The sequence below is a fragment of the Pseudomonas sp. UBA6310 genome (genome assembly GCF_002438225.1).
GTDB classification, from domain to species: Bacteria; Pseudomonadota; Gammaproteobacteria; order Pseudomonadales; family Pseudomonadaceae; genus Pseudomonas_O; species Pseudomonas_O kuykendallii.
This window is the reverse complement of the sequence record NZ_DJTK01000035.1, coordinates 194,979-207,127: the sequence shown is the minus strand read 5'-3', so window position 1 is coordinate 207,127 and position 12,149 is coordinate 194,979. Positions and strand designations below refer to the sequence as shown.

Annotated in this window: 10 protein-coding genes; 2 read left to right on the top strand and 8 right to left on the bottom strand. The window is 65.2% G+C overall.

From position 1 onward, the window contains the following. Window positions 1-114: 114 nt before the first annotated feature. Window positions 115-2,595, top strand: coding sequence for a glycerol-3-phosphate 1-O-acyltransferase PlsB (plsB, locus tag B3E91_RS08895; protein ID WP_287029099.1), 2,481 nt, complete (start codon window positions 115-117; stop codon window positions 2,593-2,595). A gap of 69 nt (window positions 2,596-2,664) precedes the next feature. Beyond that, a complete protein-coding gene (locus B3E91_RS08890) occupies window positions 2,665-3,342 on the top strand; it encodes a DUF4197 domain-containing protein (RefSeq protein WP_286784383.1) in 678 nt (225 codons plus the stop codon). Between the two features lie 116 nt (window positions 3,343-3,458). Here the strand turns inward: B3E91_RS08890 and lpxC are convergent, their stop codons facing one another. The 8 genes from lpxC to B3E91_RS08850 form a co-directional block, all read right to left on the bottom strand. Then, on the bottom strand, window positions 3,459-4,370 hold the full coding sequence (lpxC, locus tag B3E91_RS08885; RefSeq protein ID WP_090226580.1) for a UDP-3-O-acyl-N-acetylglucosamine deacetylase: 912 nt from the start codon (window positions 4,368-4,370) through the stop codon (window positions 3,459-3,461). Between the two features lie 111 nt (window positions 4,371-4,481). Continuing rightward, window positions 4,482-5,660, bottom strand: a complete 1,179-nt coding sequence (gene ftsZ / locus B3E91_RS08880; RefSeq protein WP_287029097.1) for a cell division protein FtsZ — start codon at window positions 5,658-5,660, stop codon at window positions 4,482-4,484. A 51-nt stretch (window positions 5,661-5,711) separates the two neighbouring features. Continuing rightward, window positions 5,712-6,959 carry a cell division protein FtsA gene (ftsA, locus tag B3E91_RS08875; RefSeq protein ID WP_287029095.1) on the bottom strand — a complete coding sequence of 416 codons (1,248 nt, stop codon included), beginning with the start codon at window positions 6,957-6,959 and terminating at the stop codon, window positions 5,712-5,714. A 16-nt stretch (window positions 6,960-6,975) separates the two neighbouring features. Then, window positions 6,976-7,857 (bottom strand): cell division protein FtsQ/DivIB, encoded by an 882-nt coding sequence (locus B3E91_RS08870; RefSeq protein ID WP_090226572.1) that lies wholly within the window; start codon window positions 7,855-7,857, stop codon window positions 6,976-6,978. A 1-nt stretch (window position 7,858) separates the two neighbouring features. Next, window positions 7,859-8,791 (bottom strand): D-alanine--D-alanine ligase, encoded by a 933-nt coding sequence (locus B3E91_RS08865; RefSeq protein WP_287029094.1) that lies wholly within the window; start codon window positions 8,789-8,791, stop codon window positions 7,859-7,861. Continuing rightward, window positions 8,788-10,194, bottom strand: a complete 1,407-nt coding sequence (gene murC, locus B3E91_RS08860) for a UDP-N-acetylmuramate--L-alanine ligase (protein ID WP_287029111.1) — start codon at window positions 10,192-10,194, stop codon at window positions 8,788-8,790. Before murC ends, B3E91_RS08865 begins: the two co-directional genes overlap by 4 nt. Window positions 10,195-10,228: 34 nt before the next feature. Next, window positions 10,229-11,299: an undecaprenyldiphospho-muramoylpentapeptide beta-N-acetylglucosaminyltransferase gene (gene murG / locus B3E91_RS08855; RefSeq protein WP_287029093.1), complete on the bottom strand. Its 1,071-nt coding sequence runs from the start codon at window positions 11,297-11,299 to the stop codon at window positions 10,229-10,231. After that, the coding region (locus tag B3E91_RS08850) for a peptidoglycan glycosyltransferase FtsW (RefSeq protein WP_287029091.1) at window positions 11,289-12,149 on the bottom strand (861 nt) is incomplete at its 5' end. The genes murG and B3E91_RS08850, both read right to left, overlap by 11 nt.

Sequence of the window (12,149 nt, the reverse complement as noted above, 5' to 3'; positions counted from 1 at the left end):
TCAGCGACGCGCAGCGACCGACGCCTCATCCCCGAGGCCCGCGCTTTTGCCGGGCAGCGGCGGATACGTCACACTAGCCGCCCCGGGCCGAAGCCCTGCAACCGTAAGACCTGTATGACCCGCTCCCCCTTTCGCCGCCTGATCTTTGGCACCCTGCGTCGCCTGCTCTACCTCTGGGTTCGCTCGGAAACCATCAACCAGTCGGCCTTTCCGCTCAAGCTCGATCGCGGCAAGCCGGTGGTCTACGCGCTGCGCCAGGCGTCGATCAGCGACCTCGCCGTGGTGGACCACGAGTGCGTCAAGGTCGGTCTGCCGCGTCCGGTGTTGCCGGTAGCGGTAGGCGAACTGCTCGAGCCGGCGGCGTTCTTCTACCTGATGCCGGAGCCCGACTGGCTCGGCCGCCAGGACAAGCGCGTCGCCTCCCCGACGCTGGTGCGGCTGGTCAACGCCATCGGCCACAACGCCGCCGAGGACGTCCAGATCATTCCGGTGAGCGTGTTCTGGGGGCAGTCGCCCGATCGCGAGACCAGCCCGTGGAAACTGCTGTTCGCCGACAGTTGGGCGGTCACCGGGCGCCTGCGCAAGCTGGTGAGCATCCTCGCCCTCGGACGCAAGACCAGCGTGCAGTTCGCCGCGCCCATCCACCTGCGCGAACTGGTCGCGCAGGACAAGGGCAGCGAGCGCACGCTGCGCATGGTTCACCGCATCCTGCGCGTGCACTTCCGCAACCAGAAAGCCGCGGTGATCGGCCCGGACGTGTCGCACCGACGCAACCTGGTGAAAGGCCTGGTGCACGGCCCGCAGGTCCGCCAGGCGATTCTCGACGAGGCCGAGCGCGAGAAGATTTCCATCGAGCGCGCCGAAGCGCAGGCGCTGAAGTACGGTAACGAGATCGCCTCGGACTACACCTACAGTGCGATCCGCTTCCTCGAGATCATCCTGTCGTGGTTCTGGAACAAGATCTACGACGGCATCAAGGTCCATCACATCGAGCGCGTGCAGGAGGTGGTCAACGGTCACGAGGTGATCTACGTGCCCTGCCACCGCAGTCACATCGACTACCTGTTGCTCTCCTACCTGCTGTTCCGCAACGGCCTGACGCCGCCGCACATCGCCGCCGGGATCAACCTGAACATGCCGCTGATCGGCGGCCTGCTGCGCCGCGGCGGGGCGTTCTTCATGCGCCGCACCTTCAAGGGCAACCCGCTCTACACCGCGGTGTTCAACGAATACCTGCACACACTGTTCAGCAAGGGTTTCCCGGTCGAATACTTCGTCGAGGGCGGCCGTTCGCGGACCGGGCGCATGCTGCAGCCGCGAACCGGGATGCTCGCCATCACCCTGCGCAGCTTCCTGCGCACGCACCGCCTGCCGATCCTCTTCGTGCCGGTCTACATCGGCTACGAGCGTGTCCTCGAAGGCCGCACCTACCTGGGCGAGCTGCGCGGCGCGACCAAGAAGAAGGAATCGATCTTCGACATCTTCAAGGTCATCGGCGCGCTCAAGCAGCGTTTCGGCAGCGTCTGGGTCAATTTCGGGGAGCCGATCCGCCTGGCTGAGTTCCTCGACCAGCAGCAGCCGGACTGGCGCCAGCAGGAGCTGGGGCCGGACTACCGCCCGGACTGGCTCAACGACGCCACCCACGCGCTTTCCGAGCGGGTCGCGCGGCATCTGAACGAAGCGGCGGCGGTGAACCCGGTCAACCTGGTGGCGCTGGCGATGCTCTCTACCACCAAGCTGGCGCTGGACGAACGCGGCCTGGCGCGCATCCTCGACATGTACCTGGCGCTGCTGCGGCGGGTGCCCTACTCCGAGCACACCACGCTGCCGGAGGGCGACGGCAACAGCCTCATCGAGTACGTGCAGGGCATGCAGCTGCTCGCCGAGCAGAAGGACGCGCTGGGCAAGATCCTCTATCTGGACGAGCAGAATGCCGTCCTGATGACCTACTACCGCAACAACGTCCTGCACATCTTCGCCTTGCCGGCGCTGCTCGCCAGCTTCTTCCAGAGCAGCCCGCGGATGAACCGCGAGCAGATCCTGCGTTTTACCCACGCGCTCTATCCGTACCTGCAATCGGAGCTGTTCATCCGCTACACGCCGGAGCAGCTGGACGCCGTGGTGGAAGAATGGCTGGGCGCCTTCGTCGAACAGGGCCTGCTGCGTCGGGAAGAGGACGTCTACGTGCGTCCTGCGCCGAGTTCGCGGCACTTCGTCCTGCTGACGCTGCTGGCGCGCGCCATCATGCAGACCCTGCAGCGCTTCTACATGGCCATCGCCCTGCTGCTCAACCACCCGCAGAACACCCTGTCGGCCGAAGAGCTGGAGAACCTCTGCACGGTCATGGCCCAGCGCCTGTCGATCCTGCACGGGCTGAACGCGCCGGAGTTCTTCGACAAGAGCCTGTTCCGCCACTTCATCCAGTCGTTGCTCGACCAGGGCGTCCTGCGCAAGGACGACGCCGGCAAGCTCAGCCACCACCCGATGCTCGGGGAACTGGTAGAAGGCGCCGCGAAACGGGTACTACCGCCGGAAATCCGCCTGTCGATCCGCCAGGTCGCTCAGGACCGCAACGAAGAAGCGGGCATCGCCTGATCCCGCAGCCCGGCCCGCCGCAGGCGTTCCGGGCTATGCTTCCCTCCACCCCACCAGAAGGATGTCGCCATGTTCCGCCTGACTACCCTGCTCGCCGGCCTGGTCCTGTCCAGCCAGGTGCTCGCCCTCTCGCTCTCCGACCTGTCGCAGACCGATGCCAGCGGCGGACTCAAGGACGCCCTCGCCCAGGGCGCCAAGGTCGCCGTGCAGCAGCTCGGCAAGCCGGGCGGTTTCAGCAACAACGATGAGGTGCGCATCGAGCTGCCGGGCAAGCTCGGCAAGGCCGCCAAGACCATGAAGATGATGGGCATGGGCGCCCAGGTCGACGCGCTCGAAACCAGCATGAACAAGGCCGCCGAGGCCGCCGTGCCGCAAGCCCAGGCGCTGCTGGTGGATGCGGTGAAGAAGATGACCGTGACCGACGCCAAGAGCATCCTCGCCGGCCCGAAGGACTCGGCGACGACCTACCTGGACAAGACCAGCCGCGAGCAGATCCGCGCCAAGTTCCTGCCCATCGTCAAGCAGGCCACCGACCAGGTCGGCCTGGCCAAGCAGTACAACAGCTTCGCCGGACAGGCCGCCGCCTTCGGCGTGGTCGACGCGAAGAGCGCCAACATCGAAAGCTATGTCACCGAGCAGGCGCTCAACGGCCTGTTCGAGATGATCGCCAAGCAGGAAGCCAGCATCCGCGACAACCCCGCAGCCGCCGCCACCAGCCTGGCGAAGAAGGTCTTCGGCGCCCTCTGAGCGCAGCGCCGCACGCGTCGGCCGACGCGCTGCGACAGCATCTTCCCGCCGGAACCCCGGATAAAAAAAGGCCACCCGAAGGTGGCCTCAAGAAAAACGAAAGGGAGAGTGTTGCCCTACACCGCCGCGACGGGACGCATGTAGGAAATCGGCGCGCTCTGGGCGTCTTCGAACGTCACCACTTCCCAGGCATCCTTTTGCGCGATCAGCGTGCGCAGCAGGAGGTTGTTCAGTGCATGACCCGATTTGAAGCCTTGAAACTCGCCAATCAGGCTGTTGCCCAGCAGGTAGAGATCGCCGATGGCATCGAGAATCTTGTGTTTGACGAACTCGTCCTCGTAACGCAGGCCGTCTTCGTTCAGCACGCGGTTCTCGTCGACCACGATGGCGTTTTCCACGCTGCCGCCGAGTGCCAGGTTCTGCGAACGCAGGTACTCGATGTCACGCATGAAGCCGAATGTCCGCGCCCGACTGACTTCCTTGACGAAGGAGGTGCTGGAAAAATCCACGCTCGCGGTCTGGGTGCGGTTACGGAATACCGGATGGTCGAAGTCGATCTCGAAACTCACCTTGAACCCGTCGAAGGGCACGAAGGTGGCGCGCTTGTCGCCTTCTTCCACGGTTACTTCACGTTTGATGCGGATGAATTTCTTCGCCGCTTCCTGTTCCTGCAGCCCCGCGGACTGGATCAGGAACACGAACGGACCGGCGCTGCCGTCCATGATCGGAACTTCCGAAGCGGACAGTTCCACATAGGCGTTATCGATGCCCAGGCCGGCCATGGCCGAAAGCAGGTGCTCCACGGTGTCCACCTTGGTCTCACCCTTGAACAGGGTGGTCGACATGGTGGTTTCGCCCACGTTCTCGGCCCGTGCGGGGATTTCCACGGTCGGGTTGAGATCGGTGCGACAGAACACGATTCCGGTATCCACAGGGGCCGGTTTCAGGGTCAGGTAAACCTTTTCCCCGGAGTGCAAGCCGACGCCCGTGGCACGGATGGTGTTCTTCAGGGTGCGTTGTTTGATCATGGCTTTGGCCGCTTTTGCGCTATCGAGAATTGTTGTCAACAATGGCCGGGAATGTTAGCAGAACCGGCCTTTGCTGAACACCAATCACCACAATGCGCCTGATACATTCCATTAATCAGCCTGGCGACGCAGGAACGCCGGAATATCCAGATAATCCAGGTCGTCGTGCGGGTTCAGCTTGGCGGCGGTGGCGCTGCCGTGGTTCTGCCGCATGACGGTAGGACGATCCAGATCGCGGTAGTTGACGGCGGTTTCCTGGCGCGCCGGAGCGGGCTGGGCAGCGGCTGCAGCGGGCTGCACGGTGTTGTCGATGACCTTGACCGGCTTCTCGATCTTCGCGCCCAGACCGGTCGCGACCACGGTGACGTGCAGCTCGTCGCGCATGTCCGGATCGATGACGGTACCGACCTTGACGGTGGCGTGTTCGGACGAGAACTGCTCGATGATGTTACCGACGTCGGAGTACTCACCCAGCGAGAGGTCGGGACCGGCGGTGATGTTGACCAGGATGCCGCGGGCGCCCTGGAGGTTGACGTCTTCCAGCAGCGGGTTGCGGATCGCCGCTTCGGTGGCTTCACGAGCGCGGTTCGGGCCGCTAGCGCAACCGGTGCCCATCATCGCCATGCCCATCTCGCTCATCACGGTTTTCACGTCGGCGAAGTCGACGTTGATCATGCCGGGACGCTTGATGATGTCGGAGATACCGCGGACGGCGCCGGACAGCACGTCATCGGCCTTGGCGAAGGCGGACAGCAGGCTGGCGTCCTTGCCGAGGATGGTCAGCAGCTTCTCGTTGGGGATGGTGATCAGCGAGTCGACGCTGTCGGACAGCGCGCGGATGCCTTCGTCGGCAATCTGCATGCGCTTGCGACCTTCGAACGGGAACGGACGCGTGACCACGGCCACGGTGAGGATGCCCATTTCCTTGGCGACCTGGGCGATCACCGGAGCGGCGCCGGTACCGGTACCGCCGCCCATGCCGGTGGTGATGAACACCATGTCGGTGCCCTGCAGCACTTCGGCGATGCGTTCGCGGTCTTCCATCGCGGCTTGACGGCCGACTTCCGGGTTGGCGCCCGCGCCGAGACCCTTGGTCACGCCTGGGCCGAGTTGCAGCACGGTGCGCGCGGAAATGTTCTTCAGCGCCTGTGCGTCGGTGTTGGCGCAGATGAACTCGACGCCTTCGATGTTGTTCTTCGCCATGTGATTGACGGCGTTACCGCCGCCGCCACCGACACCGATGACCTTGATTACTGCGCTTTGCGGGATGTTGTCTACGAGCTCGAACATGGTCCCCTCTCCTTTCATTTTCTAGTTGTATTGCCAACAGCACACTTAATTTCAGAAATTGCCCTGGACCCAGCGCTTGAGCCGCTCCAGAACAGGTGTCTTGGTTTCTTCGCCGTAGTTACCGACGCTGGACATGGAAATGCCGTCGTTCTGCTTTTGCAGACCGTAAAGCAGCAGGCCCACGCCTGTGGAATAGATGGGGTTGCGGACGACGTCCGCGAGGCCCTTGACGGTGTGCGGAACACCCAGCCTTACCGGCATGTGGAAGATTTCCTCGGCCAGTTCGACCGCGCCTTCCATCTTCGCCGTGCCGCCGGTCAGAACGATCCCTGCGGGGATCAAGTCCTCGTAACCACTGCGTCGCAGCTCGGCCTGGATCAAGGTGAAAAGCTCGTCATAACGGGGTTCGACCACTTCGGCCAAAGCTTGTCGGGAGAGTTCCCGGGGTGGGCGGTCGCCCACGCTGGGGACCTTGATGGTCTCACCGGCGCCAGCCAGTTTGGCCAGGGCACAAGCATATCGAATCTTGATCTCCTCGGCATACTGCGTCGGCGTGCGCAACGCCATCGCGATGTCGTTGGTGACCTGGTCGCCGGCGATCGGGATCACCGCGGTGTGGCGGATCGCGCCTTCGGTAAAGATGGCCATGTCGGTGGTGCCGCCGCCGATGTCGACCAGGCAGACGCCCAGTTCCTTCTCGTCGTCGGTGAGCACCGAGTAGGCCGAGGCCAGTTGCTCGAGGATGATGTCGTCGACCTCAAGACCGCAGCGACGCACGCACTTCTCGATGTTCTGCGCCGCGTTCACCGCACAGGTCACCACGTGCACTTTGGCTTCCAGGCGCACGCCGGACATGCCCAGCGGCTCGCGCACGCCTTCCTGGTTGTCGATCACGTAGTCCTGCGGCAGCGTGTGCAGCACGCGCTGGTCGGCGGGGATCGCCACGGCCTGGGCGGCATCGAGCACGCGCTCCAGGTCCGCAGGGCTGACCTCACGATCGCGGATGGCGACGATGCCGTGGGAATTCAGGCTGCGAATGTGGCTGCCGGCGACGCCGACGAAGGCCGAGTGGATGCGACAACCGGCCATCAGCTGGGCTTCTTCGATGGCCCGCTGGATCGATTGCACGGTGGACTCGATGTTCACCACGACGCCTTTCTTCAGGCCGCGCGACGGATGCGTACCGATGCCGACGATTTCCAGCTGGCCATCGGCCGACACCTCACCCACCAGCGCCACCACCTTGGAGGTACCGATGTCGAGGCCGACGATCATCTTGCCGCTTTGCACGCTTGCCATGGCTATTGTCTTCTCCTCAATTCACGACCGGCTTGGCTGCTGCCGCCGTGTCCGGCGCCGGCTCGCGCCACGCCACGGCAAGGCCGTTGGAGTAACGCAGGTCGATGCTCTTGATGTTCGCTAGTTCCGGCTTCAGCGCCTTCTCGTAGATGGCGGTGAAGCGACGTATTTTTTCAACCATGTTATCGCGGCCCACGAACAGCTCGATGTGCTCGCCGCCGTCGTTCACGGCCATGGAGACGAACCAGCTGCCGCGCTCGCGCAGTTCCAGGCGCTGCACCGAGAAGCCCAGCGGACGCAGCAGCTGGCTGATCACCTGGTACTGCTGCATGACCTGCTGCTGGGCGCGCTGCGGCCCGGACAACTGCGGCAGGTGTTCGTAGTTGGCCAGTTCGCGTGGCTCGAAAGCCTCACCGGCGTTGTTCAGCAAGGCGCCCTCGCCCCAGCGGGCGATCGGCAGTTGCTCGTCCAGGCGCACCAGCACCTGATCCGGCCAGACGCGGCGCACTTCGGCGTGGGCGATCCAGGGCATGCGCTCCAGTTCGCCACGCATACCGGCGAGATCGACGGTGAAGAAGCTCGCCGAAATGAACGGCGCGATGCGCTGTTGCACGGCCTGCTGGCTGATGTAGCTGAGGTCGCCTTCGACGCTGATCTTGGCGATCGGCCGGTCGGCGTAAGGCAGCAGTTTCTGCGACAGCTCGTAGGCACCGAAGCCCAGGCCGATCAGCAGCAACGGCCAGCCGAGGCGCTTGACCAGGCTGAAGTTCGGCTTCGGCAGGCGTTCGGACAGCGGCTGCTTGGCGACCATCCGGCTGGCGCCACGCGGCGGCGCCTTGCCGCGAAGAGGCGCGCGACCGATGGGCTGATGGGGATGACGCAGCAGGACGCCGTGCATGTCAGTACCTCGCCTCGAAGCTGTCGGCGAGGATCGACAGCACCAGTTGCTGGAAATCCAGGCCGGCCGCGCGGGCGGCCATCGGAACCAGGCTGTGGTCGGTCATGCCGGGAGCGGTGTTCACTTCGAGCAGCCAGAACTGGCCATCCTCGTCCTGCATCACGTCGACGCGCGCCCAACCCTGGGTGCCGACGGCTTCGCAGGCTTTCGCGGTGAGGCTCTTGAGCTCCTCTTCCTTGGCCGCGTCGAGGCCGCAGGGAATCCGGTACTGGGTGTCGGACGCCAGGTACTTGGCGTCGTAGTCGTAGAAAGAATGCGGGGTGCCGAGGGCGATCGGCGGCAGAACCTCACCGCGCAACACGGCGATGGTGAACTCCGGACCGTGGATCCACTGTTCGACGAGAACCTGCGAATCGAACTGTTTGGCGGCCTGCCAGGCATCGATCAATGCATCGATGTCGTTCACCTTGGCCATGCCGATACTTGAACCTTCATGCGCGGGTTTGACGATCAAAGGGAAGCCCAGTTCCTTCGCCGCCGACCGGCAGTCGGATTCGTCGCGCAAAATCGCGTGATGCGGCGTCGGCAGGCCGAGGCTGGTCCACACTTGCTTGGTGCGCAGCTTGTCCATCGCCAGCGCGGAGGCGAGGATGCCGCTGCCGGTATAGGGGATTCCGGCGCACTCCAGCAGGCCCTGCATGGCGCCATCTTCGCCGCCGCGGCCGTGCAGGATGATGAAGGCACGGTCGATCTTTTCCTGCGCCAGGCGCTGCACGAAATCGGCGCCGACATCGATGCCGAAGGCATCGACACCAGCCGCCTGCAAGGCGCCGAGCACCATTGCCCCGGATTTCAACGACACCTCCCGCTCTGCGCTCACGCCGCCGAACAACACGGCGACACGACCGAAGGCTTTGGGATCGACGCGACTCATTTCGAGGTCCTCTCGGCGGCGAACAGGGGGCTTTTCAGCAGTTGCGGGGCCAACCCGCCGATGTCGCCGGCACCCTGGCACAGCAGGATGTCGCCGGCGCGCAGCAGCGGCTTGACCAGCGGCGCCAGCTCGGCACCGCGCTCGATGTAGATCGGGTCCAGACGCCCGCGCTGGCGGATGCTGTGGCACAGGTTGCGCGCATCGGCACCGGGAATCGGCTCTTCGCCGGCAGGGTAGATTTCCATCAGCAACAGGACATTGGCGTCGCCCAGCACCTGGACGAAGTCGTCGTAGAGGTCGCGAGTGCGGGTATAGCGGTGTGGCTGATAGACCATCACTAAACGTCGCTCGGGCCAGCCGTCGCGTACCGCGGCGATCACCGCGGCGACTTCGCGCGGGTGGTGGCCGTAGTCGTCCACCAGCATCACGCTGCCGCCGTCCACCGGCAGTTCGCCGTAGACCTGGAAGCGCCGGCCGACGCCCTGGAAGTCGGCCAGTCCGCGCACGATGGCGTCGTCGTCGATACCCTCGTCAGCGGCGATGGCGATGGTCGCCAGGGCGTTGAGCACGTTGTGCTTGCCGGGCATGTTCACCGACACGGCCAGCGGTTCGTGATCCGGACGCAGCACGGTGAAATGGGTGCGCATGCCTTCCTGGCGAACGTCGATCGCACGCACGTCGGCCGCCTCGCCGAAGCCGTAGGTCACGGTCGGACGGGCGATCTGCGGGAGGATTTCGCGCACCACCGGGTCGTCGTTGCAGACCACGGCGAGGCCGTAGAACGGCAGGTTGTGGAGGAACTCGACGAAGGTCTTCTTCAGCTTGTTGAAGTCGCCTTCGTAGGTCGCCATGTGGTCGGCGTCGATGTTGGTGACCACCGCGACCATCGGCTGCAGGTGCAGGAAGCTGGCGTCGCTCTCGTCGGCCTCGGCGATCAGGTAGCGGCTGCTGCCGAGCTGGGCATTGGTGCCGGCGGCGTTCAGGCGACCACCGATGACGAAGGTCGGATCGAGACCCGCGGCGGCGAACACCGAGGCCAGCAGGCTGGTGGTGGTGGTCTTGCCGTGGGTGCCGGCGACCGCGATGCCATGGCGATAGCGCATCAGTTCGGCGAGCATTTCCGCGCGCGGCACCACCGGGATACGCTGCTCCAGGGCCAGCGCGACCTCCGGGTTGCTGGTGTTCACCGCGCTGGAAACCACCAGCACATCGGCGCCCGTCACGTTGCCCGCCTGGTGGCCGAGGAAGATCTCGGCACCGAAGCTCTGCAGGCGCTCGGTGACGGCCGAGGCCCTGAGGTCGGAGCCGGAGACTTCGTAGCCGAGGTTGAGCAGCACTTCGGCGATGCCGCACATGCCGGCGCCACCGATACCGACGAAGTGCACGCGACGGATGCGGCGCATGCGCCGGACTTCGGCCTTGACCGCTGCGGGGGACTTAGCCACGGGCCACCTCCAGGCAGATATCCACCACGGCACGGGTGGCATCGGGTTTGGCCAGGCGCCGGGCGATCGCGCCCATCGCCTCGAGTTTCTCGGGTTGCATCAAAACCTCGGTCAGCTGCGCGGCGAGCTTCGCCGCGTCGGTCGTAGCTTGCGGCAAAAGGACGGCAGCGCCCTCCCTCGCCAGATAGTCGGCATTACGGCTCTGGTGGTCGTCGATCGCGTGCGGCAGCGGGATCAGGAACGCCGGAAGCCCTGCGGCGGCGAGTTCGCTGACGGTCAGCGCACCGGCGCGGCAGATCACCAGATCGGCCCAGGCGTAGGCGCGGGCCATGTCGGCGATGAACGGCGCGACCTGCGCGTCGACACCAGCCGCGCGATAGCGCTCGAGGGTGACGTCGGCATGGCGTTTGCCGGCCTGATGGAAGACTTCCGGGCGCAGCTCGGCGGCGACCGAACCCAGCGACTCGGGCAACAGCTTGTTCAGCGGCTCTGCGCCGAGGCTGCCGCCGAGCACCAGCAGGCGTGGCTTGCGGCGGGCCAGCGCATCGCGCGGGGTTTCCAGGAACAGTTCGTCGCGCACCGGATTACCGGTGGTACGGCGTTTGGCGGAGCTGCCGAAGGTGTTCGGAAAGGCCTCGCAGATGCGCACGGCGAGCGGCGCCAGCAGGCGATTGGCGGTTCCGGCGACGGCGTTCTGTTCGTGGATGATCAGCGGCGAGCCGGCCAACCGCGCGGCGAGGCCGCCGGGCCCGGTGACGTAGCCGCCAAGGCCGAGCACGCACACCGGGTTCAGTTGGCGAACCACCTTGCGCGCCTGCCACAGCGCACGCAGCACTTGCAGCGGGGCCTTGAGCAGCGAGGCGAATCCCTTGCCGCGCAGGCCGCTGACCTGGATCAGGTGCAGCGGCAAGCCGGCCTGTGGCACTAGTTCGTTCTCGATGCCATTGGGCGTGCCGAGCCAGTGCACGGCAAAGCCGCGCGCCTGGAATTCGCGGGCGCAGGCCAGCGCGGGGAATACGTGTCCGCCGGTGCCGCCGGCCATGATCAATACGTTAGCGGCCATGCAGTGGCTCCTCCTCGGCGAAATCCGCTTCGGAAAACTCCGTTTCCTCGCTGCCGAGCAGGCTGCGCCGCTCCCACTCGATACGCAGCAGCAGGCCGAGGCTGACGCAGCAGATCACCAGCGAGCTGCCGCCATAGCTGAGGAACGGCAGGGTCAGGCCCTTGGTCGGCAGCAGGCCGACGTTCACCCCGATGTTGATCAGGAACTGACCGATCCAGAGGAACGCCAGGCCGTAGGCGACATAGGCGGCGAAGAACTGCTTGGCCTTCTCCGCCCACAGGCCGATGTACAGCGCACGGGCGCTGACGAAGCAGAACAGCGCGACGGTCGCCAGCGCACCGACCAGGCCGAGTTCCTCGGCGAGCACCGAGAAGACGAAGTCGGTGTGCGCTTCGGGCAGGTAGAACTGCTTCTGGATGCTGTTGCCCAGACCGACACCGAACCACTCGCCGCGGCCGAAGGCGATCAGCGCCTGGGTCAGCTGGTAGCCGGAGCCAAACTGGTCGGCCCAGGGGTCGGTGAAGGTGACCAGGCGCGCCATCCGGTAAGGCTGCGCCTGCACCAGGACGAACACCGCACCCACCGCCAGCGCGACCATCAGGCCGAAGCGGAACAGCCCGACGCCGCCGAGGAAGAGCATCCCCGCCGCCGCGCCCATCATCACCACGGTGGCGCCGAAGTCGGGTTCCAGCAGCAGCAGGCCGGCCATCGGCAGCAGCACGATGAACGGCTTGAAGAAGCCCATCCAGCTCTCGCGGACCTCTTCCTGGCGCCGCACCAGATAACCGGCGAGGTAGATCACCACGAACATCTTGGCGATTTCCGAGGGCTGCACGTTGAACATGCCGAA

Bases quoted from the DNA above. Each gene is read 5' to 3' on its own strand.
- plsB (WP_287029099.1), top strand. From the start codon at position 115: ATGACCCGCTCCCCCTTTCGCCGCCTGATCTTTGGCACCCTGCGTCGC.
- B3E91_RS08890 (WP_286784383.1), top strand. From the start codon at position 2,665: ATGTTCCGCCTGACTACCCTGCTCGCCGGCCTGGTCCTGTCCAGCCAG.
- lpxC (WP_090226580.1), bottom strand. From the start codon at position 4,370: ATGATCAAACAACGCACCCTGAAGAACACCATCCGTGCCACGGGCGTC.
- ftsZ (WP_287029097.1), bottom strand. From the start codon at position 5,660: ATGTTCGAGCTCGTAGACAACATCCCGCAAAGCGCAGTAATCAAGGTC.
- ftsA (WP_287029095.1), bottom strand. From the start codon at position 6,959: ATGGCAAGCGTGCAAAGCGGCAAGATGATCGTCGGCCTCGACATCGGT.
- B3E91_RS08870 (WP_090226572.1), bottom strand. From the start codon at position 7,857: ATGCACGGCGTCCTGCTGCGTCATCCCCATCAGCCCATCGGTCGCGCG.
- B3E91_RS08865 (WP_287029094.1), bottom strand. From the start codon at position 8,791: ATGAGTCGCGTCGATCCCAAAGCCTTCGGTCGTGTCGCCGTGTTGTTC.
- murC (WP_287029111.1), bottom strand. From the start codon at position 10,194: ATGCGCCGCATCCGTCGCGTGCACTTCGTCGGTATCGGTGGCGCCGGC.
- murG (WP_287029093.1), bottom strand. From the start codon at position 11,299: ATGGCCGCTAACGTATTGATCATGGCCGGCGGCACCGGCGGACACGTA.